The organism is Collimonas silvisoli, assembly GCF_018305005.1.
Lineage (GTDB): Bacteria > Pseudomonadota > Gammaproteobacteria > Burkholderiales > Burkholderiaceae_D > Collimonas > Collimonas silvisoli.
Window position 1 is genome coordinate 1 of record NZ_JAGQEG010000085.1, and the last position, 24,291, is coordinate 24,291.

Genomic DNA, 24,291 nt, shown 5'->3' on the forward strand with positions numbered 1-24,291 from the left:
AATCACTCAAGTTTGGTATACTGGCGTCATACTTCGTAATCCAGCATAAGGGATACACGGATGATAGGTTTGAGAGCGGAGATTACATGCGTCTGACGACTAAAGGCCGGTTTGCGGTAACCGCGATGATCGATTTGGCATTGCGTCAAGGAAATGGTCCGGTAACCTTGTCCGCCATCAGCGAGCGGCAAGAGATTTCCTTATCATATCTGGAACAATTGTTCGGTAAATTGCGGCGCCACCAGATCGTTGAATCCGTCCGCGGGCCAGGCGGCGGTTACAACCTGGCGCGCAAGGCTGAAGACGTCACAGTGGCGGATATCATTATCGCGGTCGACGAACCGCTGGATGCGACCCAGTGCGGCGGCAAGGAAAACTGCCATAGCCCGGATCACGAGGGCGGCAGCCGTTGCATGACGCATGATCTGTGGTCGACCTTGAACGCCAAGATGGTCGAATACCTGGATTCGGTATCATTGAAGGATTTGGTAGACCAACAACATGCGCAGCAGCAAGCGCAGCAAAAGAAGACCCTGGAACAAAATGTGGTGGTGATGCATCGATCCCACCTGGTTGCTTGATTGGAGCTAGAAAAAGTATGAACGCACCCTTGGAAAAAAGCCTGATAGACACATTGAAGGCGCCTCACTTCCCGATTTACATGGACTACTCGGCCACCACGCCTATCGATCCGCGTGTTGCCGACAAGATGATTCCCTATTTGCGTGAGCAGTTCGGCAATCCGGCTTCGCGTAGCCACATGTATGGCTGGTCCGCTGAAAAAGCGGTGGAAGATGCACGCGAACAGGTCGCCAGGCTGGTCAACGCCGATTCACGCGAGATCATCTGGACTTCCGGCGCTACCGAGGGCAACAATCTGGCGATCAAGGGCGCAGCCAATTTCTACAAGACCAAGGGCAAGCACATCATCACCGTCAAGACCGAGCACAAAGCCGTGCTGGACGTGGTGCGCGAACTGGAGCGGCAGGGCTTCGACGCGACTTATCTGCAACCGCAAGACAATGGCCTGATCACGCTGGAACAGCTGGAAGCGGCGATCCGTCCCGACACCATCCTGATATCGGTGATGCTGGTCAACAATGAAATCGGCGTGATCCAGCCGATCCCGGAAATCGGCGAACTGTGCCGCCAAAAGGGCATCATTTTCCATTGCGACGCGGCGCAAGCCACCGGCAAGGTGGAAATCGACCTGGAAAAATGGAAGGTCGACCTGATGACTTTCACTGCCCACAAGACGTATGGTCCGAAGGGCGTTGGCGCTTTGTACGTACGGCGCAAACCGCGGGTCCGTCTGGAAGCCCAGATGCATGGCGGCGGTCATGAGCGCGGCTTGCGTTCCGGTACTTTGCCGACACATCAAATCGTCGGCATGGGCGCCGCTTTCGAAATCGCACGTGAAGAAATGGCGGAAGAAAACATCCGCATCAAGGCGTTGCGCGATCGCCTGGCGAACGGCCTGCAAAGCATCGAAGAAGTGTATATCAACGGTGACATGGCGCACCGCGTGCCGCATAACCTCAACGTCAGCTTCAATTATGTTGAAGGCGAATCGCTGATCATGGCGATCAAGGATATTGCGGTATCGTCCGGCTCGGCTTGTACTTCGGCCAGCCTGGAGCCTTCTTATGTGTTGCGCGCGCTGGGTCGCAACGATGAACTGGCGCATAGCTCGATCCGCTTCACCATCGGCCGCTTTACTACCGAAGAAGACATCGATTTCACGATCAATCTGATCAAGAGCAAAGTGGCCAAACTGCGTGAGTTGTCGCCGCTGTGGGATATGTACAAGGAAGGCATCGACATCAGCACCATCCAGTGGGCGGCGCACTAACAGAATTCAACTGCGGTTTGGCGACTGTCGCCGCCGCGGCTTCAAACAAGGAGTAGCAAAATGTCTTATTCAGCAAAAGTTTTGGACCACTACGAAAATCCACGTAACGTCGGCGCCTTTGAAAAGGGCGACGAAACCGTGGGTACCGGCATGGTTGGCGCGCCTGCATGCGGCGACGTTATGAAGTTGCAGATCAAGGTCGGCGCTGACGGTGTGATCCAGGACGCCAAGTTCAAGACCTACGGTTGCGGTTCGGCGATTGCGTCGTCGTCGCTGGTGACCGAATGGGTCAAGGGCAAGACGCTGGATCAAGCGATGTCGATCAAGAATACCCAGATCGCCGAAGAACTGGCGCTGCCGCCGGTCAAGATTCACTGCTCGATCCTGGCGGAAGACGCGATCAAGGCTGCGGTTGAGGATTACAAAGCCAAGCACGGCGAGCAAAAGCAGGCGGCGTAAAAGCTTATCTAGCGAAAAGAGATCGACGGCATATGGCAATCACACTTACAGAAAAAGCGGCGAAGCATATCAACCGCTATATCGAGCGGCGCGGCAAGGGCATCGGCCTGCGCTTCGGCGTGCGTACCACCGGTTGCTCGGGGCTGGCCTACAAGCTGGAATACGTGGACGAGAAGACCGACGAAGATGCAGTGTTCGAGTCGCACGGAATCCAGGTGTTTGTCGATCCCAAGAGCCTGCCTTATATCGACGGCACCGAGCTTGATTTCGCGCGTGAAGGCTTGAACGAAGGTTTTAAGTTTTACAACCCGAACGTCAAGGATGAGTGCGGCTGCGGTGAGAGTTTCCGGATCTGACGCTGGATTTGAAGCTCTCTGATTGACCTTGCATCACGTTGGATTAGATGGATGACCAAGCCTGTTGCACTCCAACAGGCTTTTGTTTTAAGAACCATGCAAAATCACTTCGAACTATTTCATCTGCCGCAACGCTTCACGCTGGATACCGCGGCGCTGGACCGCGCCTACCATGAGGTGCAGAACCAGACGCATCCGGACCGTTTCGCCAATGCCAGCAGCGCTGAAAAGCGCGTGGCGATGCAATGGACGACACGCGCCAACGAAGCCTATCAGACACTCAAAAGCCCGTTCAAGCGCGCCGCCTATCTATGCCATCTGAACGGCGTTGAGCTGCAGGCCGAGTCGAATACGGCGATGCCGGCGGCGTTCCTGATGCAGCAGATGGAATGGCGCGAAACCCTGGACGATGCGCGCGCCGCGAAGAGCGTGCCGGCGCTGGAGCAGCTGGACGGTGAATTGCGCGCAGCGCGCAAGGCCGATCTGCAGCGCATCGGCAGCTTGCTGGATGCGCAGGATTTCCAGCAGGCCGCTCAATATGTGCGGCAGCTGATGTTCCTGGAAAAATTTGGAGAAGAGATCGGCAATGCGTTCGCCGTTCTTGAATCGTAAGATTGAAATTATTAGCCGAGTACGAGCATGCCTGAAGTCTGGTTATTCCTGATTGCCGCAATGACGCTGACCCTGGCGCCAGGGCCGGACAATATCTACGTGCTGACGCGCGGCATAACGCAGGGCCGCAAGGCTGGCCTGGTCGCTGCGCTGGGTTTCAGTTCCGGCCTGATTTTCCATACCATGCTGGCGGTGCTGGGTTTCGCGGCGCTGATAAAGGCTTCGCCGCTGGCGTATTCCTTGCTGCGTTATGCCGGTGCGGCGTATCTGATTTACATCGGCGTGCGTACCTTGCGGTCTCACTCAGCGATCCATTTGCAAGGCAGCGCCGAGCCGATGAAGCTGGCGCGCCTCTATTGGCAGAGCGTGATCGCCAATATGCTGAATCCGAAAGTGACCTTGTTCTTTATCGCATTCCTGCCGCAGTTCGTGAATGCAAGCGCCGGTCATATCCCGGCGCAGATGTTGCTGCTGGCAGCAGTATTCATCATGCAGGCGCTGGCAATATTCAGCGTGGTCGCCCTTTTTTCCGGCATGGTCGGCGCGTTCTTCGAACGCAAGAAATCGGCAGCCACTACCATGAACCGCTTGGCGGGCTGTGCATTTATCGGACTCGGTATTCGCATCGCTTTGCCACAATAAAGCATTAAACGAAAAGCAAGTCACCCTATGGCACTTTTACAAATCGCAGAACCAGGCATGTCCACCGCGCCGCATCAGCATCGGCTGGCGGTAGGGATCGATCTGGGCACCACCAATTCCCTGGTCGCCACGGTACGCAACAGTATTCCCGAGGTGCTCAGCGATGAGGCCGGGCGGCCGTTGTTGCCGTCCATCGTGCGTTATCTGCCGAATGGCAATGCGCACATCGGTTACAAGGCGCAGGCCGAGCAGACTACCGATCCGAAGAACACCATCCTGTCGGTCAAGCGTTTCATGGGCCGTGGCCTGAAGGACATCGCCTACGCCGAAAACCTGCCTTACGATTTCCTCGATGTGCCGGGCATGGTGCAGTTGAAGACGGCGGCCGGGATCAAGAGTCCGGTCGAAATCTCCGCTGAAATCCTCGCGACTTTGCGCCAGCAAGCGGAAGATGCGCTGGGCGACGATCTGGTCGGCGCGGTAATTACGGTGCCGGCTTATTTCGACGACGCGCAACGCCAGGCCACCAAGGACGCCGCCAAGCTGGCCGGCATCAATGTGCTGCGCCTGCTCAATGAACCGACTGCGGCAGCTATCGCTTACGGCCTGGACAACGCCTCGGAAGGCGTGTACGTGGTCTATGACCTGGGCGGCGGCACCTTCGACATTTCGGTCTTGAAGCTGACCAAGGGCGTGTTCGAGGTGCTGGCGACCGGCGGCGATTCGGCGCTCGGCGGCGACGATTTCGATCACCGGATAATTTGCTGGATCAGCCAGGAAGCAGGACTGGCGCCGTTGTCCGATGAAGATGCGCGGGTGCTGATGGTCAAGGCGCGCGAAGCCAAGGAACTGCTCTCCAGCAAAACCGAGGTCACCATCGATGCTGCCTTGGGTTCTGGTGAACAAGTGCATTTGCTGTTGACGTCGGAGATTTTTGACGAGATTACCCAGCATCTGGTAGCCAAGACCTTGACGCCGACACGCAAGGCGCTGCGCGATGCCGAATTGAGTGTGGACGATGTGGATGGCGTGGTGCTGGTCGGCGGCGCGACCCGCATGCCAAGCATTCGCAAGGCGGTCGGCGCGTACTTCGAAACCACGCCGCTGGCGAATATCGATCCAGACAAAGTGGTGGCGCTGGGCGCCGCGATCCAGGCCAATCTGCTGGCCGGTAACCGCGCTCCTGGCGACGACTGGCTGTTGCTGGATGTGATCCCATTATCGCTAGGCATAGAAACCATGGGCGGCCTGGTGGAAAAGGTGATTCCACGCAATTCGACCATTCCCTGCGCGCGTGCGCAAGAGTTCACCACCTTCAAGGATGGCCAGACCGCGATGGCGATCCAGGTTTTGCAAGGCGAGCGTGAGCTGGTCAGCGATTGCCGTTCGCTGGCGAAGTTCGAACTGCGCGGGATTCCGCCGATGGCGGCCGGCGCGGCGAGAATCCGTGTGACTTACCAGGTCGACGCCGACGGTTTGCTGTCGGTCTCGGCGCGCGAGCTGCGTTCCGGCGTGGAAGCGTCGATCAGCGTCAAGCCGTCATATGGCTTGGCGGATGACGACATCGCCAGGATGCTGCAGGAATCGTTTGCCTCGGCCGATGTCGACATGCAGATGCGCGCCTTGAAAGAAGAGCAGGTGGAAGCCGAGCGCATCGTGCTGGCCACCGAGTCGGCCTTGCAAGCTGACGCTGCCTTGTTGTCCGAGCAGGAGCAGATCGACATAACCGGCTTGATCGACGCCGTCCGCGCGCAGGCGCAGGGAACCGATCATCTGGCCATCAAGGCCGCAGTCGACGCGCTGGCGCACGGCACCGAAGAGTTCGCCGCCCGTCGCATGGATCGCAGCGTGCATGATGCATTGACCGGCAAGACACTGGATCAAGTGTCATAAGAACAAAGAATTTCACCGTAGAGCTTCAGACATAGAGCTTCATAAAGACTCAACCTATTCCCGAGGTAAACCAAGTGCCCCAAATCGTCGTACTGCCCCATCCTACTTTCTGCCCGGAAGGCGTCGTGATCGATGCCCCGAGCGGCCAATCCGTTTGCGATGCCTTGCTCACGCACGATATCGAGATTGAACACGCTTGCGAAAAATCCTGCGCCTGCACCACTTGCCATGTGGTGGTGCGTGAGGGTTATGCATCCCTGAATGAACTGGAAGATAAAGAAGAAGACTTGCTGGATATGGCTTGGGGACTGGAAGCGACCTCGCGCCTGTCGTGCCAAGCTGTCCTCGGCGAGGAAGACCTGGTGGTCGAGATTCCGAAATACACCATCAACCACGCCAGCGAAAATCACTAAGCGAAAAACTCATCAGATAAGAGGACCAGCACCATGAAATGGACCGATACATTGCGCGTCGCCGAAGCCTTGTATGACAAATTCCCGGACACCGATCCGGAAAAGATCCGCTTTACCGATCTGCGCAAATGGGTGCTTGAACTGGATGGCTTTGAGGATGACCCTAATCGCTCGGGCGAAAAGATACTGGAAGCCATACAAGCCGCCTGGATAGAAGAAGCCAGATAAAAAAGCGTCGATACAATAAAAAAACCGCTGTCACTACAATCGTAGCGACAGCGGTTTTTTATTTGCGGAAGTTGTTTTAGCCGCGGCCTTCCAGGTGATCGTTGACTACGCGGACCGGATCGCCGACACGCCATCCTTCACTCGATTGCGGGAAAGTGCGTACTTTACCGTCTTCCATCCGCACCACCACTTGATAGGTGGTATTGGTGCGGGTGCGTTTTTCAACTTCATTACCGGCAAAGCCGCCGCCCACCGCACCGGCGACGGTCGCCAGGGTATTGCCGTTGCCATGGCCGACCTGATGGCCCAGGACACCTCCCAGTACCGCACCTGCCGCGATCCCTAAGCCGCTAGGCGGGGCGGCATGCTGGATTGCCTGTATCGATTCAACCCGGCCGCAGCTGTGGCAGATGGCAGGTTGTTGAGGCGCTGGCTGGCGTGGCGCTTGTGCATATTCTTGACGTGGTGCTTGCGCATATTCTTGGCGCGGAGCGGACTGTGGCCGCTGAGCCTGGGCCGGCTGCTGTCCGTAGTAGCCGTTCTGGCTGGCCGGCGCAGCGCCTGCCTGTGGCAAGGCGCCAGGTTGCTGATTGTTATAGTCTCCAGGCGCCGTCGACGTGGCGGCGACTGGCGCCGGCGTCGAATTCGAACTAGGAAACAAACCTGTCATGGCGGCTACGGCTACCAGGCTGGCCAGGGTAACGGCCACCGCTGCTCCAGCGACCAGTGGATGGATGCGACTATTTGGTTTCGGACTGTCCATTATTATTACCTCCAGAAAAATTTTGTTATTGCGCTGATGCCATTATCGAAGCTTAATCCGCGCAAAACCATGCTGATAATGTGTCAGCTGTATCTTAATGTAACGAGTTCAGGCACAGCGTAAATATTTACCAAGAGAAAGAATAATTGAATAATTGGGGTCAGAGTCAAATTATTTTCGATAATTGCTGCAGTGCGCACTGCCTGATCTAAGGGAAGTCAAGTAGTGCGCAGGGATTGCATCAGTCTTCGCGGCGCAGGTGCGGGAACAGGAGCACGTCGCGGATGTTGGGCGAATCGGTGATGAGCATCATCAGGCGATCGATGCCGATGCCGCAACCGCCGGTCGGCGGCATGCCGTATTCAAGCGCGCGGATGTAGTCGGCGTCGAAATACATGGCTTCTTCGTCGCCGGCGTCCTTGGCGGCAACCTGGGCCTGGAAGCGGGCGGCCTGGTCTTCCGAATCGTTCAACTCGGAGAAGCCGTTGGCGATTTCGCGGCCGGTCACGAACAGTTCGAAGCGCTCAGTGATGCCGGGCACGGTATCGGAGGCGCGCGCCAGCGGCGATACTTCAACCGGATAGTCGACGATATAAGTCGGATCCCATAACTGCGCTTCTGCAGTCTCTTCAAACAAGGCCAGTTGCAACGCGCCGAGACCGGCGTGAGCGTGCGGCTTGACGCCGAATTTTTTCAATTCGGCCTTGATGAACTCGGCATCTTGCAGCTGTGCGTCCTGGTATTGCGGCGCATATTTGTTGATGGCGCCGACAATCGTCAAGCGTTGGAACGGCTTGCTCAGATCCAGCTCGCGTCCCTGATAGGTCAAGGTTGCGGTGCCATGAGCGTCAATCGCAGCCTGACGGATCACCTGTTCAGTGAAATTCATCAGCCATTGGTAATCGACGTAAGCCGCATAGAATTCCATCATCGTGAATTCCGGATTGTGGCGCGGCGAAACGCCTTCGTTACGGAAATTGCGATTGACTTCAAACACACGTTCGAAACCGCCAACCACCAGGCGTTTCAGATACAGCTCAGGCGCGATGCGCAAGAACATTTGCATATCCAGCGCATTGTGGTGGGTGATGAAAGGCTTGGCCGCAGCGCCGCCGGGGATGGCGTGCAACATCGGCGTTTCGACTTCCATGAAGTCGTTTTTTTCCATGAAGCGGCGGATCGACGACATCGCAGCGGTACGCACTTTGAAAGTACGGCGCGTGTCTTCGTTGATGATCAGGTCGACGTAACGCTGGCGGTATTTGGTTTCCTGATCGGCCAGGCCGTGGAATTTATCCGGCAGCGGCCGCAGCGATTTGGTCAGCAGGCGCAAGGTGGTGACTTTGATCGACAGCTCGCCGGTCTTGGTCTTGAACAGCGTGCCTTCGGCGCCGAGAATGTCGCCCAGATCGTAGTGCTTGAAGTGATCGTATTCAGCTTCGCCGATGTTTTCCTTGGTGATGAACAGTTGGATGCGGCCGTCGGCCTTGCTGCCGGAAGCGTCCTGCAGTGTCGCGAAGGAAGCCTTGCCCATCACCCGTTTCAGCATCATGCGGCCAGCGACCACGACCTTGACCGCAGCGGTATCCAGTGTTTCGTTTTCTTGCGCGGCATATTCGGCCTGGATGCTGGCAGCTTTATGCGTCGGCCGGAAATCGTTAGGGAAAGCCACGCCTTGAGTGCGCAATGCGCCAAGCTTGCTGCGGCGTTCCGCGATGATTTTGTTTTCGTCTTGCGGGACAGGTTGTTGCTGATTGTCTGTCGTCATGTCAGTGTCTTTTTAAATGATGCGATGAAACGTCTGTGGTGCAGCCGGGAAGCTGGAGGGCGTTGCCACGGACATCGCCCGTGGCATGGTTTGCAACTTGATTTGCAACTGAGTTTGTAACTTACACGCCTTGTTTCAGCGAGGCTGCGATGAAATCGTCAAGGTCGCCGTCGAGGATGGCTTTGGTATTGCCGCTCTCGAAGTTGGTGCGCAAATCCTTGATGCGCGATTGATCCAGCACATAGGAGCGAATCTGGTGGCCCCAGCCGACATCGGTCTTGGAGTCTTCCAGTTTCTGCTGCTCGCTCATGCGCTTGCGCAATTCCAGTTCATACAGCTTGGCTTTCAGCATGTCCCACGCTTCGGCGCGGTTGCGGTGCTGGCTGCGGTCGTTCTGGCATTGGACCACGATGCCGGACGGCATATGCGTCAGACGCACCGCGGAGTCGGTCTTGTTGATGTGCTGACCGCCGGCGCCGGACGCGCGGTAAGTATCGACGCGGACATCGGCCGGATTGACGTCGATATCGATCGAGTCGTCCACTTCCGGATACACAAACAGGCTGGAAAACGAGGTATGGCGGCCGTTGGCTGAATCGAAGGGCGACTTGCGCACCAGACGATGGACGCCGGTTTCAGTGCGCAGGAAACCGTAGGCGTATTCGCCCTCGACCTTGAGCGTGGCGGTCTTGATGCCGGCCACTTCGCCGTCCGACTGCTCCAGGATGTCGACCTTGAAACCCTTGCGTTCGCAATAGCGCAGATACTGGCGCAGCAGCATCGAGGCCCAGTCCTGCGCTTCGGTACCGCCGGCGCCGGCCTGGATATCGATAAAGCAGTTGTTGGGATCCATCGGATTGCTGAACATGCGGCGGAATTCCATGCCTTCGATCAGCTTGCGCAGGCCTTCGGTGTCAGTCTCGACGGCCTCAATGGTTTCTTCGTCCTGCTCTTCGCGCGCCATCTGGAACAGGTCCGTGGTGTCGCGCAGATCGGCTTCGATCTTGGTCAGCGTGAGGACGATGGCTTCCAGCGATTTCTTTTCCTTGCCCAGGTCCTGGGCGCGCTTCTGGTCATTCCAGACTTCCGGATCTTCCAGTTCGCCGTTGACCTGGTCGAGTTTCTCTAACTTCGTATCGAAGTCAAAGATACCTCCGTAGTTCGGCTTCGCGGCTGGTCAGGTCCGCAAGCAGGTTTTGTAGGGAATTTAAGCGTTCGGCTTCCATTTTCGGCTCTTTTGCAATCAAACCTTAAATTATACGCCAGCGCCATGGCGGATGGCCCGTAGTTTGCGTTTCACCCCTCTTTGGCAGGGATTTTTCAGCGAATATGTACAAATGTGAACTATTGCAACAGGGCATGCAGTAGATCATCCGCCCTGCAGGAGGTGGCTGCGATATCAGGCGATTTCGAGCTCAACGTGTACCCGACGACCAAGCGCTGCCGCAATGTTCACCAGTGCATCCAGGGAAAAACGCGATACCCGGCCTCGCAAAAGATCGTTGACGCGTGGCTGGGTCACGCCGCAATGGCTGGCGGCTTCGGTTTGCGTCCATGCGCTTTGTTTCACGATGTCGGCAATCTGTTGCATCAGCTCAGCCCTGGCGCACAGATTTGCGGCTTGTTCCGGGGTGTTGGCAAGCGCGTCCCATATGCTGGCGTAGCTTTCGATCTTGCTCATTTTCTACCTCTCATCAATTGCGCAAGGCGTTCCTTGGCAATCTCAATGTCGCGCCTGGCGGTGGCTTGCGTCTTCTTCTGGAAGGCGTGAAGTACATACACAGCATCGGCAATCCGGGCGGTATATATAACCCGGTAAATGCCCGAATCCTCCCTTATCCTGATTTCTTCAACGCCCATGCCGATTGACGGCATTGGTTTGAAGTTGTCCGGTTGCTTGCCCTTTTGCACTTTATCAAGTTGATAGCCCGCATCTTGCTTTGCATCCTCGGGAAATTCGCGCAAGCATTTCAGCGAATCGCCAAGGAATCGCACCGGCTTCATAGTCTGATTATACTGGTTCGGATATAAATTGCAATTGGTGCGAGTGGGCATGGAGTATTTGACTAAAGGCGGTAGCCGATAGCAGGCTGGGATGTCCCGTTTTGTCCGCATTATGTCTACAGGGAGCATTTCGCGATATTGGCCATAGGCTTAACATGGATTCAACGATGGCAATCCGGTTCCGAACTGCCCGTGGATTGAATGAGGTCTAAGCATGCTGAGTGTGGGAATACTGGTTTTTGATGACGTTGAAATTCTGGATTTTTCAGGCCCTTATGAAGTGTTTTCCACTGCCGCCCGGGTGCATGGCCGCAACAACGGCAACCACGCGGCGGCAAACCTGTTCCAGTGTTTCCTGGTGGCGCCGAGCATGCGTCCGGTGCGCGCCCGAGGCGGCATGAAAGTGCTGCCGGACTGCGTGCTGTTGCCGACGTCTGAACTTGACTTGCTGCTGGTGCCGGGCGGTGATGTTTCGAGCGTCCTCAATGACGGCGCGGTGATTGAGTGGATTGCCGCGCAATCGCTTGGCACGATGATCACCGCTTCGGTATGTACCGGCGCCTTCCTGCTGGCCAAGGCGGGTTTGCTGGACGGCCTGGATGTCACTACGCATTGGGAGGATCAGGACGATCTGCAGAGCAGTTTTCCAGCGCTGACAGTGAAGCGCGATGTGGCTTGGGTCGATTGCGGTAAAGTGGTGACTTCCGGCGGCATTTCGGCTGGCGTCGACATGAGCTTGCATCTGGTCGAGCGGCTTGCCGGAGCCGCATTGGCCGCCGCCACTGCCAAACAGATGGAGTATCGATGGCTGCAATAGCCGACAACGCGGGAGCTGAGGAAATCACCATCCCGGTCTATTTCCTGCTGCGCGACGCCGCCATGGCGCTTGACCTGATCGGTCCGGCCGAGGTGCTGCGCTATGCCAACCGGATTGCCGAACACGAGGGCAGGGCGGATTTTTTCGATGTGCGCTATATCAGCGCTGCCAGCAGCATTGGTACTTCCATCGGGCTCGGCTTGACTGGATTTGGTGCGTTGCCACCCAGCTTGCCGGCCAATGCCATCCTGGTGCTCATCGGTTGCAGCGGCAGCGACGACGATTTCAGCAGCGCCGCCGACCAGCACGCAGTGAGCTGGTTGCGCACGCACTGGAACGATTCGCACAGATTGCTGTGCATTTGCACCGGCGCCTTGCTGGCAGGCTACGCCGGCTTGCTCGACGGCCGCCAATGCACCACCCATCACAGCCACTGCGACGATCTGCGGTGCATTGCGCCGCTTGCGCATGTGCTGGAAAACCGGATTTTTGTCGAAGACCGCAATGTCTACACCAGCGCCGGCGTCACCACCGGGATCGATCTGGCGCTGCACGTGGCGGCGCAAATTTGCGGTCACGCCCGCAGCGCGTCGATTGCCCGTTCGCTGGTGGTGTACATGCGGCGCGCCGGCAGCGATCCGCAGCTGTCGCCATGGCTGGCTTGCCGCAATCATCTGCATCCTGCGGTGCATCGGGTGCAGGACGCGGTGATCGGCAATCCCGCTAATGACTGGAATCTGCAGCAACTGGCCGCCATAGCCTGCACCAGCGAGCGACATCTGACGCGCTTGTTTCGCGAACATACCGGCAGCAATCTGGTCGACTATATCCAGCGGATCCGGATTGCGCTGGCGCGCGAGTTGCTGACGCAATCGAAGCTGGATATGGAGCAGGTGGCGCAGCAGGCGGGGTTTAATTCGACCCGTCAGCTGCGGCGCGTGTGGAGCAAATTTGAGGTGTCGTCGCCTAGCCAGCAGCGGCTGGCCGGCTGATTTTCAGGGCGTTCACATCGCCTCCGCATGCTCCACCATCAATTGCACCTTGGTGACACCGTTGTATTCATTGGCATCCAGCCGGAAAGCAACCTTGGCCTTGGCGCCCAATTCATCGGTATGGCCGAACCAGATGGCATCGTAGCGGCTGCCGTTTTTTTCCAGCGATAACTTCAAATGTTTTTCTTTCAGGATGCGCTGGCTGACGACTCTGAACTCGTCGCAGAAAACCGGTGCGGCGAAACCCTGGCCCCAGACCTGGGCGTCCATCAGTTCGATGAAGCTGGTGGTGTAGTAAGCATCTTCCAGCGGGCCGTCGGTTTCGATTACGCGTTCCAGCTGGCTTTGTCCGAGCCAGTCGCGGCCGACTTTTTCGAAGGCGGCGGCGAAAGCGTCGAAGGCGTCGGCGCGGATGGTCAGGCCGGCGGCCATCGCGTGGCCGCCGAATTTCTGGATCAGGCTCGGCGCGTGTTTGGAGACCAGATCCAGCGCGTCGCGCAAATGGAAGCCAGGGATCGAGCGGCCGGAACCCTTGATCAAACCTTCGCCGCCGGGCGCGAAAGTGATGGTCGGCCGATAAAATTTATCTTTCAGGCGCGAGGCGACGATGCCGATCACGCCTTGATGCCATGAGGCGTCGAAGACGCTGATGGTGGTGCTGTCTTGCGGCTTGAAATCGTCGAGCAGGGCTAGCGCGGTGTCTTGCATATCGGCTTCGATATCGCGCCGTTCGCGGTTGATGGTGTCGAGCTGCTGGGCGATGGCCCAGGCGCGGCCTTCGTCGTCGGTGGTCAGGCATTCGATGCCGAGCGCCATGTCGGCCAGACGGCCGGCGGCGTTCAGCCGCGGGCCTAGCGCAAAGCCGAGGTCGAACGGCGTGGCGCGGCGGGCTTCGCGGCCGGCGGCGCGGAATAGCGCGGCGATGCCGGCATGCATGCGGCCGGCGCGCATGCGCTTCAAGCCTTGCGCTACCAGGATGCGGTTGTTGGCGTCCAGCTTGACGACGTCGGCCACGGTGCCGAGCGCTACCAGATCCAGCAGCACGTCCAGTTTCGGCTGGCTCTGGGCGTCGAACACGCCGCGCCGGCGCAGCTCTGCGCGCAGCGCCAGCAAGACATAGAACATGACGCCGACACCGGCCAGGTTTTTGCTGGGGAAGCCGCATTCGGGCTGGTTTGGATTGACGATCACTTTTGCCGCCGGCAAGGTGTCGGCGGGTAAGTGGTGATCGGTGACCACCACTTCGATGCCGCGCCGGTTAGCTTCGGCGACGCCGTCGATGCTGGCGATGCCGTTGTCGACGGTGACGATGATGTCGGGCGACTTTTCGCGCGCGGTCAGTTCGACGATTTCCGGCGTCAGGCCGTAGCCGTATTCAAACCGGTTCGGCACGATGAAATCGATATTCGCGCCCAGCAAACGCAGGCCGCGCAGGCCGACGGCGCAGGCGGTGGCGCCGTCGCAATCGTAATCGGCGACGATCACCATTTTTTTGTTGGCGGCGATGGCGTCGGCCAGGAAGCTGGCGGCGGCGTCGATGTGCAGCAGGCCGGCTGGCGGGATCAGTGCGTTCAGTTCGCTTTCCAGTTCTTTCGCATCGAGCAGGCCGCGCGCGGTATAGACGCGCGCCAGGACCGGATGAATGCCGCTTTGACGCAGCCGTTCAGCGTCGCGGAAGGGGTAGGGGCGGGTAGTGATTCGAGTCATGATGAGTGCGCTGGCAGTAAACCGGTGAGGACTGGCTTGAGCCAGAATTTTTTGAGCGAGAGCCGGGTGGTGGTCAGTTCTAGCGTGTGCGCGTTGTCGGTAATGATCAAGGACAGACTGTCGAGCTGGCGCTGTTGCATGGCTTGCAGCAACGGCGCAAAGCAGCTGCTTTCCAGATTTTGCAATTGCTGCAGCCAGCTCGACCACTCGCCGGTCAGGGCCGGCTGGATCAAATGGTCCAGCGTCAGCAGGCCGTGCTCCGGCTTGGCGGCGATCACTTCGGCAATGCTTGCATCGGTATGCGCGGTCTTGGCGTATTGGCCGAGACCGGCGAAGCCGTCCGGCAAATTGAATACCTGGCGTTGGCCGGGCGTTGACGGTTGCGCGCCAGCGCCGCCCCATAACCAGAGGGAGTTGACGGTTTGCCGTCCCTGCATTTCGCGCCGTTGGTTGAGTGGATGGGCAAACCACAGCATCTGCACTTCGTTTTGCAATTTACGCCAGGCTTGGGCGCCGTCGCCCTGCGGCATCCAGATATCGATGTTGTGGCCGCAGGTGGCGTCCGGCGTGGAGGACAGCAAGCCTTGCCAGTCGTCGGCGCGCAGGAACCAGGTGTTGGCGTTGCCATAGACCAGCGTGCGGCCGACTTCGGCGAACAGCGGCAGCGCGGCGTCGAACAATTCACGCGAGTCGGCTTCGCTCAAGCCGATCTGGCGGATATCGGTTAGCACCAGATGGTCGCGGGCGATATGAATGTGGGCCGGATGTAATATGAACCAGACGCCTTCTTCAACCCTCAAGCCCAGTGCGCGCATGGCGGCACAGGCGAGGGCAGGGCTGTTCTGCACGCTCTGGCCTTGGCCGGGCGCGACGGCGTCGAACGCGGGCAGGGAGAATTGCGAAGCCAGCCACATTTCATGCGGCAAGGCTCTGGCAAAATCGTCAAACTGCTGGCGTTGATGGCCGGTTTTGCTGCGCGCCAGCAGGGTGGCGAGGGCCGGCAGTTTCAATTCGCGCAACAAATCGCGCGCCAGTTCCTGCGGCGGCAGGCCGAATGGCAATAGGGTAGTTAAATGACTCATGGCGCGATTGTAGGGCATCCCCGGGATGGAAGGGGAATTCGCGCTGCCCGGCGCTTGGCTTAATCCAGTTTTTTCCGCTCCGCTGTCAAATCATCGGCTGACAACGGCAGATGGCGGCGGTCCGCCGCGATGGCTCTTTGTCCGGCGGCGGACAATGCCGTCTTCAGGTAATTTCTGAGCGCTTCATCCAGCGCCTGGCCGGGCGCACGGTTGATATACAACTGCACGTACACCGACAGCGGATAACTGCCCGCCGCGACGTTTTCACGCGACGGCGTGACGGCAGCACTCCCTTCGGCTGGCGCCAACGGCAAGATGCGCAGCGCTGCCGGCAGCGGCGCAACATCGGCCGGACCCAGCAAGGCAATCCCGTAAGGATCATCGGCGACGGCCGTTAATATTGCTTGCGGGCTGCCGAGTGCTTCGTAGTGCGCAGCGAAAGGAAGTTTGCCCAGGTGAGCGCTGCGTAGCACGGTGGCGCTGCCGCCGTCGTCGCGCAAGCCATACAAATGAATGCGTCGTTGTTGCCAGCCATCTTTGAGTCCTAGTTGCGACCAGAAATTGAGATTGCCGGCCGCTGCGCCGGCAGTGAATATCTGTGTCAGCTGCTGCATGTTCAGACTGGGCAAGGGATTGCGCCGGTTGACATAGACTGCTGGCGAGCGTTGCCCGAAGCCGGTGTAGCCGATGCGGATCAGGAATGGCGGATAACCCCAGACTTGCCGGAACGCGGCGATTTCGGCAGGACTTGCCTCATGCGTGACGACTGCCACGGAAGCGGCGCCGGCGGTCAGCGCCGGCAGGCCGGTCGACGAACCCTTGAGCGCCATCTCGATATGCGCTGCCGGGTAAGTGCGGGAATGCATGGCGTTAAGCTGCCTGAGCAGATCAGCCATGTCGTCCGCGCCAGCCAGGCTTAAGCCGGATTGATGGCGGCCGACCGCGTTAGCGTTGGCATCCTCGGCAAGTTCGTCCAGCTTGCGCAATTCAGCGCGGACTTCCGCCGCCGATAGCGGAATATAGCCGCCGGCCTGGCTGGCGATGATTTCCTGGCCCTGGCGCGACAGCACCAGGCGCAGGTATTCCTTGGCGACCGGATCCAGCGCTTGCCCAGGTTCGCGGCGCAGATAGAAATACACATAGCGGCCGTAAGGATAGAGGCCGGAAGCCACATCCGGGCGGCTGCCGCGGGTCTCGGTGCGGCCATCGGCGGCAACGATGGCGAGCTGCCTGAGCGTGGCGTTTTCGTGGCCGATGGCGGCAAACGCAATGCCGGCCGGATCCTGTTCCAGCCGTTTCAGGATGGTTTCTGTACTGCCCCATTGCTCGTACGCCGGCGTGAAGGCGCGCCCTTGCAACTGCTCGGACTGCATGTAGGTGCCCATGCCGGTAAATTCAGGCGTGCCGAAAGGATGAATCGCGCGCTCTTTCCAGACGCCGCCTGCGCCCAGCTGGCCCCAACGCGAAAGATCGCCTTCCGGATTGCCGTTGCTGAATATGCGCGCCACCTGGCGTGCACTCAGGCGCTCGATCGGATTGGCGCGATTGACGTAGATGCCGATCGAATACGACATCTCCTGCTGTGCATCGTCGGAGGTGCGGGCGATGCGAATTTCCACCGGCGCTGCGCCGACTGCTTTTTCATAGGCTTGCAGCTCGGCCGCATTGGCAGTGCGTCCCATCGGGCCGAACAGCATGCGGCCATAGGTCAGCAACGGCATGGTGGCGGTGGTGCCTTTGGCGTGATCGGCAAAACGCAAACCAGGGTGGCTGCTGGTAAACAAGGCGTTGAACCGATCGATGATGAATTGCGCGTGTTCCGCACCGCCGATGCGGATCGCGCCGTGTTCGTCGAGATAACTGGCCCGGGCCGGCAGGTTCACGCTGTGTGCCTGATACTCGGGCAGGGCCTCATCCTGTGCCAGCGCCGGCACCGGCGTTGCTTGCGCCGCACCGGCCAGAATGGATAAGGCGCAGCCAAGCACGGCTGTTGAATATGGACGCATGCCAGCCATCTTCAAAAATTCAGCTTGGCGTTGAGCGTCAACTCGCGGCCGGCGCCGATGTTGACGAACGGCGTGCCGCTGCAGCAGCTGGCGGTGTAGTAAGTCGAATCGAAAATATTCTTGATGTTGAATTGCCAGTCCACCGACTGGCCGCCGACCAGGGTGTTCCAGGATACGAAGGCATCCATCACGCGGCCGTAGGGCAGGTGGTAGACCTTGCCCGTGCCGTCGCCCACCGGCAAGCTGCTGAAGACACGGGCGCCGGCGCCGGCTCTGACGCGGCCTTCGACCGGGCCGAGGCGCGCCATGCCGAAATCACGCGTCAGGTATAGCGATGCCGCATGTTTGGGCGTGTTGGGCAAAGGATTTCCGGCCAGCTTGGGATCGTCCGCATAGCGCGCCTCGGTGTAGGCGTAGCTGCCGACCAGGCTCAGGTTCTGGCTGAGACGGCCGCTGGCGTCCAGCTCGATGCCGCGCGACCGGGCCTTGCCGGCATTGCGGGTGTAGTTGATGCCGCCTATGGTTTCGGTGGTCTGGATGTTGCGCTTTTGAATGTCGAATAGCGCCAGTGTCGCTGTCAGGTTTTCGGTCTCCAGTTTCGAGCCGATTTCATAACCCTTGGCCAGTTCCGGCGGCAATACGCCGATAGGGGTGGCAATCGAGGTATTGGGCTTGAACGATTCGCTGTAGCTGGCATACATCGACCAATCGGGCGCCAGCTTGTAGACCAGGCCGGCGCGTGGCGTGGCGCGCCCTGCGGCGACCTTGCTGCCGACGATGAAAGGGCGGCCCTTGCCGGTCAATTCGTTGAAGTATTCGTAGCGCGCACCGGCCAGCAAGATCCAGCGCTGATCCAGATGAATTGAATCCTGCACAAACACCCCACGCGAGATCAGCTTGTCGGTCTGGTCGCTGTCTGCTGGGCTGATCTTGCTGCCGGCGGGCGTCAGCTGACCGTAGACCGGATTGTAGATGTTGAACTGCGTATTGCTCGGACCGCGGTAAAGATCTGCCAGCACCCGGTAGTTGCGCATGTAGTCGACGCCGCCGACGATATCGTGCTCGATCTCGCCCCAGCGGAATTTGCCTTCCAGATTCAGGGTCAGCGTATGCGCCGATTGCACGCCATTCTGGGTGGCGTCGACGCGCCGGGTGGCGACGCCGGCGGCATAGTTGACAGACAGCACGCGCGCCTGCCAGTCGTTGTAGTAACTGCGGCTGAAACCGTAGCCGCCGTGCAGTGTCCAGTCGGCGTTGAGCTTGTGGTCGAAGCGCAGGTTGACGGCGTCGGAACGGCCGGCCGAGACATTGTAGGCTTCGTCGAAGCGGCGCTCCTTGGGCACCGCCACCGGATTGCCGCTGCGCGGATCGATGATGGTGCCGCGGTCGATCGGCACCGAATAGTTCATGTGTTCGTAGGCGAACGACAAGGTGGTGTCGCGGCCGTACCAGGCCAGCGACGGCGCGACTACGGATTGCGTGGTTTCGCCGAAGTTGCGCCAGTAATTGGTGCGCTGGTGATCGGCGATCAGGCGGTAAGCCAGCCCGGAATCGCCGAGCGGCCCGGTCAGGTCGATCTGTTCGCTGACACCGCCGTAGCTGGTAGTGGAGAGTGATACCGAACGCTGGCTTTCCAGCAGCGGTTTCTTGCTGATGACGTTGATGACGCCGCCCGGATCCATGCTGCCGTAGAGCATGGAGGACGGCCCTTTCAGGACTTCGATGCGCTCCGTGGTCGGCGTGAAATTGCGCGGCTGCACCGACAGCATGCCGTCGCGCAGCATGGAATTGTCGCGGTTGTCGCCGAAGCCGCGCTTGATGATCGCATCCAGGGTGCCGCCCAGCGTATTGCCCATGCGGACGCCGGACACGGTGTCCAGCGATTCGGCCAGGCTGCCTGGCTGGCGGTCTTGCAGGAATTGCGAAGTCACTACGCTGACCGCCTGCGGCACGTCGATCAAGGCGGCGTCGCTGCGGCTGGCGACTGCAGCGCGCTTTGCCTGGTAACCGTTTTCCGCCGGCGTGGCGTCATTCCGGCCGGCCTTGACGGAGACCGTAGGCAGCACATTTTCGCTGGCCGCTGCTGCATTTGTTTGCGCTTGCATATCGGTTGCGGCCGCGATTGCGCCATGCGTCAACATGACCGAACAGATTCCCACTAGATGCTTTTTCAAAACTTTATCCTCACCCGCTTATTGATTATTTACTGGTTATTTGTTTTTTATAATGGGCGACATTATATACAAATGATAATCATTCGTAATTGATGAATTATATTTTTTTGGAAACATGAAATAAAAGCGGAGGTAAGCCAGCTCTCAGCGGCACGCAAAATAGCTCTGTAGAATCGACGGATGCAAGTCCCGCCGGCGACACAATATTTTCGAAGAGAGCATCGTTTAAAGGAACAAACCACCATGAGTTATCACGCATCAAGCAAACGTTACGACGACATGCAATACCGTTTCTGCGGCCGCAGCGGCCTCAAGCTGCCATTGTTGTCGATGGGGCTCTGGCACAATTTCGGCGACGCCACCCCGCTGGCGCGTCAACGCGAAATGGTGCATACCGCGTTCGATCTGGGCATTACCCATTTCGACCTGGCGAACAACTACGGGCCGCCCTACGGCAGTGCCGAAACCAATTTCGGCCGCATCCTGAACGAAGATCTGCGGCCATACCGGGACGAACTGATCATCTCATCCAAGGCCGGCTGGGACATGTGGCCGGGGCCGTATGGGCAGGGCGGCGGTTCGCGCAAATACGTGCTGGCAAGCCTGGACCAGAGCTTGCAGCGGCTGGGCCTGGATTACGTGGATATCTTTTATTCGCACCGCTTCGATCCGGAAACGCCGCTGGAAGAAACCATGAGCGCGCTAGCGACGGCGGTGCAGCAGGGCAAAGCCTTGTATGTCGGCGTCTCGTCATACTCGCCGGCCAAGACCGCCGAAGCCGCCAAGCTGCTGCGCGATTGGAAAGTGCCTTGCCTGATTCATCAGCCGTCCTACAACATGTTGAATCGCTGGATCGAGCAAGATTTGCTGGATACCCTGGAACAGGAAGGCATCGGTTGCATTGCTTTTACCGCCCTGGCGCAAGGACTGCTGAGCGATAAATACCTGAACGGCGTGCCGCAAGATTCGCGCATCAATCGCGAGGGCGGCGGTTCGCTGCAACAAGCGCATCTGAGCCCGGAAAACCTGGCACGGGTGCGCGCCCTCAACGAGATCGCCAAGACCCGCGGCCAGAGCCTGGCGCAGATGGCGCTGGCCTGGGTATTGCGCGATCCGCGTGTGACCACCACCTTGATCGGCGCCAGCAGTCCAGCCCAGATCCGGGAAAATGTGGCTGCCTTGCAGCGCCTGGATTTCTCGGCGGCAGAGCTGGCGGCGATCGATGTCGAGGCTAAAGAGGGCGGCATCAATCTGTGGGAGCGCTCTTCAAACGGTTAAGGATTGAAGACCTGATTCCGACGGACCAGCCGATCTCGGGCAGTCGACTAGTCCGACAATGAAGTCGTTGCCGCAGCAGCGGCATAGCCCTGCGCGACAACAATCTCAAGCCGGCGATTCTTTGCCCGTTCAGCCGCCGTCGCATTGCTTGTCCATGGCAGGCTGTTGCCGTGATCGAAGATCTCTATGCTGTCCAGCGCGACGCCAGCAGCTTGCAGCACAGTGGCAACCTTCGCTGCACGCTCTTGCGAGAGCATCCGATTATTGGAAAGCTCGCGTGTCTTGATTGGCTGATTTTCTGAGCGGCCAATCACTTGCTCGGAGAGGCGGGCGGCGGCATCATTTTGCCGATAGCGGCAATCTCTTCTTCGATGCCCTTACGCATTGTCAAATGCGGAAAGACGATTCATGCGCTGGCAGCCTCTATCAGTTGCCAGGTCACCAGATGGCTATCTACCGCTATCAGCCACTCTTTATCCGGTTCCGGGAAGCGCTGCCCCTGTACTACAGCGGCCTGCCGCCAGCGCCAGTTCACCAGCGATTTGAGCGGGTGTTCCGCCGCCAGCGTCGGTTGCCAGACGCCGCTGTGCGGACACGGCTCGGCGCCGTTGCACAAGGTCATCGCGGCCGGATTAGCCTGCGCCACGCGCCACAGGCCGCCAAGCAGTTGGGCCGGCAATGCCCGTGGCGGCACTTGTTGCGGGAGGCCCATGTAATGCCACATGATGCGGCCGTCATTCTGGGTCAGGCCGGCGCGCAGGTCGGCAAACGGTTCGCCACGCGCATACTGTTGCGGAACCTGGTCTCTATCCCAGAGGCGATGCTCTTGGGTACGCGGACTGAGCAGTTGCGGCAGCCAGTAGCCACTGAAGCGAGCGGTGGTGCTTTCATATTGCGACGTGACTCGTCTGCCATCGCTTGTTTCGGCAGCCGGCGGCATGGCCTCTTTCGGCAGCACCCAGCCTTGCGGAATGTGGGCGCGGCCGGAAAGATTAGCCCCTGGCGTGGCTGCCGACGGTGGTGGCGCAGGCATGACCGGCTTGGCGGCGTTGATCAGGGATTCGATCTTGCTGTCCCATTGGGGGAGTGTTGCGGGAGGCAGGGGTAGGATTTTATCGAGGTTGGGGAAACGCAGATCGGGGTTGTGGTAAAGCGCGTCGCCTAAAGCGCCGTAACGTTCGGAGCGGGCAGTGTCGATGAAATTATTGGTAAGAGGGTCATCATGGTGGCTAAAACTGGAGGAAAGAAAATTTGCACATTCTTCGCACCCCATTTTGACGCCTTCATGCAGGACTTTGAGGGCACGGCCATTGTCTTCATTTAGTTCAGCTCGTGTTCCAATAATGGTTGTACCAAGTTCTAAGGCCGCTTTACCATAGCCCTGCGCAAAAGCACATTCCAGCATTTTTAGTCCTATTTTACGGTTCCCCCAGAATCCTTCGTGTGGGTTGTCGTAAGTAGCACTGAGTGCCCTCCCTAAAAACGTCTGCGCACTCGGACTGCCCTTGTCCGCCGCCAACTCCCAAAAGCCATAAGCACGGCTGACATCGCCGGTGACACCCGCGCTGTTTTGGTGGAAGCTGCCCATCAGATCAAAAGCGGCCGGAATGCCCAGCTGCATTCCTTGCTCCACAATTTGTACCGCCCGTTCCGGATCAGCCGCGACTTCGTAAGGCGCAAAGCCATCGCCATTAATGAGCACCCCCGCCAGATTCATCATCGCTTTCCAGTGTTTCTTGTTCGCGGCTTGCTGCCACAGTTCTACTGCTTTCGGGTAGTTGCGCTGCTTCGGCGGCAAATCACGGCTGGTCAGGCGCAAACCTTCCTGAAACCAGGCTTCCGCTTGGGCGTCAATCGGCGGCACGTTGTTGACCTCGTGCTGACAAATAAAATCTTTGCGGTGTGGATCGAAGGCTTTTAAGGCCATATTGCGCGGCAAGGTCGGTTTCATGGAACAGGCATTCAGCGTGACCGTGACAAGCAAAAAACAAAGCATCGAGCGGCAGAAACCGAGGCATGGGCTGCCCTTATCCTCAAGTGCGGGAAGACGATTCATGCGCTGTCAGCCTCGACCAACTGCCACGTCACCATATCGCTGGCGACATCCACCAGCCAATCTTTATCCGGTTCCGGGAAACGCTGTCCCTGCACTACAGCGGCCTGCCGCCAGCGCCAGTTCACCAGCGATTTGAGCGGGTGTTCCGCCGCCAGCGTCGGTTGCCAGACGCCGCTGTGCGGACACGGCTCGGCGCCGTTGCACAAGGTCATCGCGGCCGGATTAGCCTGCGCTACGCGCCACAGGCCGCCAAGCAGTTGGGCCGGCAATGCCCGTGGCGGCACTTGTTGCGGGAGGCCCACGTAATGCCACATGATGCGGCCGTCGTTCTGGGTCAGGCCGGCGCGCAGGTCGGCAAACGGTTCGCCGCGCGCATACTGTTGCGGAACCTGGCCTCGATCCCAGAGGCGATGCTCCTGGGTACGCGGACTGAGCAGTTGCGGCAGCCAGTAGCCACTGAAGCGAGCGGTGGTGCTTTCATATTGCGACGTGACTCGTCTGCCATCGCTTGTTTCGGCAGCCGGCGGCATGGCCTCTTTCGGCAGCACCCAGCCTTGCGGAATGTGGGCGCGGCCGGAAAGATTAGCCCCTGGCGTGGCTGCCGGCGGTGGTGGCGCAGGCATGACCGGCTTGGCGGCGTTGATCAGGGATTCGATCTTGCTGTCCCATTGGGGGAGTGTTGCGGGGGGCAGCGGCAGGATTTTATCGAGGTTGGGGAAACGCAGATCGGGGTTGTGGTAGAGCGCGTCGCCTAAAGCGCCGTAACGTTCAGAGCGGGCGGTGTCGATGAAATTATTGGTGAGTGGGTCATTATGGTGGCGAAAACTGGAGGAAAGATAATTTGCACATTCCTCGCATCCCATTTTGACGCCTTCATGAAAAACTTTAAGTGCGCGGACGTAATCCTTCTCAGTATTATCCAAGGTCACACCAAGTCGTAAGGCCGCCTTGCCATAACCTTGTGCAAAAGCGCATTCCAGCATTTTCAACCCGATCTTACGATTCCCCCAGAACCCTTCTTGCGGGTTATCGTAAGCAGCTTTAAGCGCTACCCCTAAAAAGGTCTGCGCACTGGGGCTGCCCTTGTCCGCCGCCAATTCCCACAAGCCATAGGCGCGGCTCATATCGCCAGTGACACCCGCGCCGTTTTGATGGAAGCTGCCCATCAGATCAAAGGCCGCCGGAATAC

At 58.8% G+C, this 24,291-nt stretch carries 24 protein-coding genes; 12 read left to right on the plus strand and 12 right to left on the minus strand.

Going from position 1 to position 24,291, the window contains the following annotated elements; all coding sequences use genetic code 11:
• Positions 1-86 precede the first annotated feature (86 nt).
• The 9 genes from iscR to iscX all read left to right on the plus strand — a co-directional run bounded on the left by iscR (position 87) and on the right by iscX (position 6,455).
• Positions 87-581, plus strand: a complete 495-nt coding sequence (gene iscR / locus KHU33_RS19895; RefSeq protein WP_211466104.1) for a Fe-S cluster assembly transcriptional regulator IscR — start codon at positions 87-89, stop codon at positions 579-581.
• A gap of 17 nt (positions 582-598) precedes the next feature.
• Positions 599-1,852: an IscS subfamily cysteine desulfurase gene (locus tag KHU33_RS19900; protein ID WP_211466106.1), complete on the plus strand. Its 1,254-nt coding sequence runs from the start codon at positions 599-601 to the stop codon at positions 1,850-1,852.
• Between the two features lie 60 nt (positions 1,853-1,912).
• Positions 1,913-2,311 carry a Fe-S cluster assembly scaffold IscU gene (gene iscU / locus KHU33_RS19905; RefSeq protein ID WP_038486996.1) on the plus strand — a complete coding sequence of 133 codons (399 nt, stop codon included), beginning with the start codon at positions 1,913-1,915 and terminating at the stop codon, positions 2,309-2,311.
• A gap of 32 nt (positions 2,312-2,343) precedes the next feature.
• The gene (gene iscA / locus KHU33_RS19910) at positions 2,344-2,667 is read left to right on the plus strand and encodes an iron-sulfur cluster assembly protein IscA (protein WP_014007106.1); all 324 of its coding nucleotides are present in this window, start codon (positions 2,344-2,346) and stop codon (positions 2,665-2,667) included.
• 96 nt (positions 2,668-2,763) lie between these two features.
• Positions 2,764-3,279, plus strand: coding sequence for a Fe-S protein assembly co-chaperone HscB (hscB, locus tag KHU33_RS19915; RefSeq protein ID WP_211466108.1), 516 nt, complete (start codon positions 2,764-2,766; stop codon positions 3,277-3,279).
• 27 nt (positions 3,280-3,306) lie between these two features.
• Positions 3,307-3,921: a LysE family translocator gene (locus tag KHU33_RS19920; RefSeq protein WP_211466110.1), complete on the plus strand. Its 615-nt coding sequence runs from the start codon at positions 3,307-3,309 to the stop codon at positions 3,919-3,921.
• Positions 3,922-3,948: 27 nt separating this feature from the next.
• Positions 3,949-5,814 carry a Fe-S protein assembly chaperone HscA gene (hscA, locus tag KHU33_RS19925; RefSeq protein WP_211466112.1) on the plus strand — a complete coding sequence of 622 codons (1,866 nt, stop codon included), beginning with the start codon at positions 3,949-3,951 and terminating at the stop codon, positions 5,812-5,814.
• A gap of 74 nt (positions 5,815-5,888) precedes the next feature.
• A complete protein-coding gene (gene fdx, locus KHU33_RS19930; protein ID WP_211466114.1) occupies positions 5,889-6,227 on the plus strand; it encodes an ISC system 2Fe-2S type ferredoxin in 339 nt (112 codons plus the stop codon).
• 33 nt (positions 6,228-6,260) lie between these two features.
• Positions 6,261-6,455 (plus strand): Fe-S cluster assembly protein IscX, encoded by a 195-nt coding sequence (gene iscX / locus KHU33_RS19935; protein ID WP_211466116.1) that lies wholly within the window; start codon positions 6,261-6,263, stop codon positions 6,453-6,455.
• Between the two features lie 76 nt (positions 6,456-6,531).
• On the opposite strand, the gene KHU33_RS19940 is transcribed toward iscX, so the two are convergent.
• The 5 genes from KHU33_RS19940 to KHU33_RS19960 form a co-directional block, all read right to left on the minus strand.
• Positions 6,532-7,218: an outer membrane lipoprotein gene (locus KHU33_RS19940; RefSeq protein WP_211466118.1), complete on the minus strand. Its 687-nt coding sequence runs from the start codon at positions 7,216-7,218 to the stop codon at positions 6,532-6,534.
• Positions 7,219-7,459: 241 nt separating this feature from the next.
• The gene (lysS, locus tag KHU33_RS19945) at positions 7,460-8,986 is read right to left on the minus strand and encodes a lysine--tRNA ligase (RefSeq protein WP_211466120.1); all 1,527 of its coding nucleotides are present in this window, start codon (positions 8,984-8,986) and stop codon (positions 7,460-7,462) included.
• A 121-nt stretch (positions 8,987-9,107) separates the two neighbouring features.
• Positions 9,108-10,212, minus strand: a protein-coding gene (prfB, locus tag KHU33_RS19950; RefSeq protein ID WP_211466122.1) for a peptide chain release factor 2 whose coding sequence is annotated in 2 segments (ribosomal slippage) — positions 9,108-10,130 and positions 10,132-10,212 — 1,104 coding nt in all. Because the reading frame shifts where the segments join, the coding sequence is not laid out codon by codon here.
• Between the two features lie 173 nt (positions 10,213-10,385).
• Complete coding sequence (locus KHU33_RS19955; RefSeq protein WP_211466124.1) at positions 10,386-10,667, minus strand: helix-turn-helix domain-containing protein; 282 nt, start codon at positions 10,665-10,667, stop codon at positions 10,386-10,388.
• Complete coding sequence (locus KHU33_RS19960; RefSeq protein WP_211466126.1) at positions 10,664-11,041, minus strand: type II toxin-antitoxin system RelE/ParE family toxin; 378 nt, start codon at positions 11,039-11,041, stop codon at positions 10,664-10,666. Before KHU33_RS19960 ends, KHU33_RS19955 begins: the two co-directional genes overlap by 4 nt.
• A gap of 163 nt (positions 11,042-11,204) precedes the next feature.
• Between KHU33_RS19960 and KHU33_RS19965 the strand changes: the two genes are divergently transcribed.
• On the plus strand, positions 11,205-11,807 hold the full coding sequence (locus tag KHU33_RS19965) for a DJ-1/PfpI family protein (protein WP_211466128.1): 603 nt from the start codon (positions 11,205-11,207) through the stop codon (positions 11,805-11,807).
• Positions 11,795-12,799: a GlxA family transcriptional regulator gene (locus KHU33_RS19970; protein WP_211466130.1), complete on the plus strand. Its 1,005-nt coding sequence runs from the start codon at positions 11,795-11,797 to the stop codon at positions 12,797-12,799. The genes KHU33_RS19965 and KHU33_RS19970 overlap by 13 nt, the downstream gene beginning before the upstream one ends.
• Before the next feature lie 12 nt (positions 12,800-12,811).
• Here the strand turns inward: KHU33_RS19970 and recJ are convergent, their stop codons facing one another.
• The 4 genes from recJ to KHU33_RS19990 are packed head-to-tail and all read right to left on the minus strand — an operon-like array spanning position 12,812 to position 19,768.
• On the minus strand, positions 12,812-14,506 hold the full coding sequence (gene recJ, locus KHU33_RS19975; RefSeq protein ID WP_211466132.1) for a single-stranded-DNA-specific exonuclease RecJ: 1,695 nt from the start codon (positions 14,504-14,506) through the stop codon (positions 12,812-12,814).
• Positions 14,503-15,588, minus strand: a complete 1,086-nt coding sequence (locus KHU33_RS19980; RefSeq protein WP_211466134.1) for a hypothetical protein — start codon at positions 15,586-15,588, stop codon at positions 14,503-14,505. The genes recJ and KHU33_RS19980 overlap by 4 nt, the downstream gene beginning before the upstream one ends.
• A gap of 59 nt (positions 15,589-15,647) precedes the next feature.
• Positions 15,648-17,594, minus strand: coding sequence for a PstS family phosphate ABC transporter substrate-binding protein (locus KHU33_RS19985; RefSeq protein ID WP_211466136.1), 1,947 nt, complete (start codon positions 17,592-17,594; stop codon positions 15,648-15,650).
• An 11-nt stretch (positions 17,595-17,605) separates the two neighbouring features.
• Positions 17,606-19,768, minus strand: coding sequence for a TonB-dependent siderophore receptor (locus KHU33_RS19990; protein ID WP_211466138.1), 2,163 nt, complete (start codon positions 19,766-19,768; stop codon positions 17,606-17,608).
• A gap of 243 nt (positions 19,769-20,011) precedes the next feature.
• Here KHU33_RS19990 and mgrA point away from each other — a divergent pair, with 243 nt between their 5' ends.
• A complete protein-coding gene (gene mgrA, locus KHU33_RS19995; RefSeq protein WP_211466140.1) occupies positions 20,012-21,046 on the plus strand; it encodes an L-glyceraldehyde 3-phosphate reductase in 1,035 nt (344 codons plus the stop codon).
• Positions 21,047-21,093: 47 nt separating this feature from the next.
• On the opposite strand, the gene KHU33_RS20000 is transcribed toward mgrA, so the two are convergent.
• The 3 genes from KHU33_RS20000 to KHU33_RS20010 all read right to left on the minus strand — a co-directional run.
• The gene (locus tag KHU33_RS20000; RefSeq protein WP_329956092.1) at positions 21,094-21,360 is read right to left on the minus strand and encodes an OmpA family protein; all 267 of its coding nucleotides are present in this window, start codon (positions 21,358-21,360) and stop codon (positions 21,094-21,096) included.
• 92 nt (positions 21,361-21,452) lie between these two features.
• Positions 21,453-23,102, minus strand: coding sequence for a tetratricopeptide repeat protein (locus tag KHU33_RS20005; protein WP_211466142.1), 1,650 nt, complete (start codon positions 23,100-23,102; stop codon positions 21,453-21,455).
• On the minus strand, positions 23,099-24,291 hold a 1,193-nt coding region (locus tag KHU33_RS20010; RefSeq protein ID WP_211466144.1), incomplete at its 5' end, for a tetratricopeptide repeat protein. The genes KHU33_RS20010 and KHU33_RS20005, both read right to left, overlap by 4 nt.

Coding starts and splice junctions, on each gene's coding strand:
- iscA (WP_014007106.1), top strand. CDS start 2,344: ATGGCAATCACACTTACAGAAAAAGCGGCGAAGCATATCAACCGCTAT.
- KHU33_RS19960 (WP_211466126.1), bottom strand. CDS start 11,041: ATGCCCACTCGCACCAATTGCAATTTATATCCGAACCAGTATAATCAG.
- KHU33_RS20005 (WP_211466142.1), bottom strand. CDS start 23,102: ATGAATCGTCTTCCCGCACTTGAGGATAAGGGCAGCCCATGCCTCGGT.
- KHU33_RS19955 (WP_211466124.1), bottom strand. CDS start 10,667: ATGAGCAAGATCGAAAGCTACGCCAGCATATGGGACGCGCTTGCCAAC.
- iscU (WP_038486996.1), top strand. CDS start 1,913: ATGTCTTATTCAGCAAAAGTTTTGGACCACTACGAAAATCCACGTAAC.
- iscX (WP_211466116.1), top strand. CDS start 6,261: ATGAAATGGACCGATACATTGCGCGTCGCCGAAGCCTTGTATGACAAA.
- KHU33_RS19965 (WP_211466128.1), top strand. CDS start 11,205: ATGCTGAGTGTGGGAATACTGGTTTTTGATGACGTTGAAATTCTGGAT.
- KHU33_RS19985 (WP_211466136.1), bottom strand. CDS start 17,594: ATGCGTCCATATTCAACAGCCGTGCTTGGCTGCGCCTTATCCATTCTG.
- hscA (WP_211466112.1), top strand. CDS start 3,949: ATGGCACTTTTACAAATCGCAGAACCAGGCATGTCCACCGCGCCGCAT.
- KHU33_RS19980 (WP_211466134.1), bottom strand. CDS start 15,588: ATGAGTCATTTAACTACCCTATTGCCATTCGGCCTGCCGCCGCAGGAA.
- lysS (WP_211466120.1), bottom strand. CDS start 8,986: ATGACGACAGACAATCAGCAACAACCTGTCCCGCAAGACGAAAACAAA.
- KHU33_RS19940 (WP_211466118.1), bottom strand. CDS start 7,218: ATGGACAGTCCGAAACCAAATAGTCGCATCCATCCACTGGTCGCTGGA.
- KHU33_RS19920 (WP_211466110.1), top strand. CDS start 3,307: ATGCCTGAAGTCTGGTTATTCCTGATTGCCGCAATGACGCTGACCCTG.
- mgrA (WP_211466140.1), top strand. CDS start 20,012: ATGAGTTATCACGCATCAAGCAAACGTTACGACGACATGCAATACCGT.
- recJ (WP_211466132.1), bottom strand. CDS start 14,506: ATGACTCGAATCACTACCCGCCCCTACCCCTTCCGCGACGCTGAACGG.
- KHU33_RS19970 (WP_211466130.1), top strand. CDS start 11,795: ATGGCTGCAATAGCCGACAACGCGGGAGCTGAGGAAATCACCATCCCG.
- iscR (WP_211466104.1), top strand. CDS start 87: ATGCGTCTGACGACTAAAGGCCGGTTTGCGGTAACCGCGATGATCGAT.
- KHU33_RS19900 (WP_211466106.1), top strand. CDS start 599: ATGAACGCACCCTTGGAAAAAAGCCTGATAGACACATTGAAGGCGCCT.
- hscB (WP_211466108.1), top strand. CDS start 2,764: ATGCAAAATCACTTCGAACTATTTCATCTGCCGCAACGCTTCACGCTG.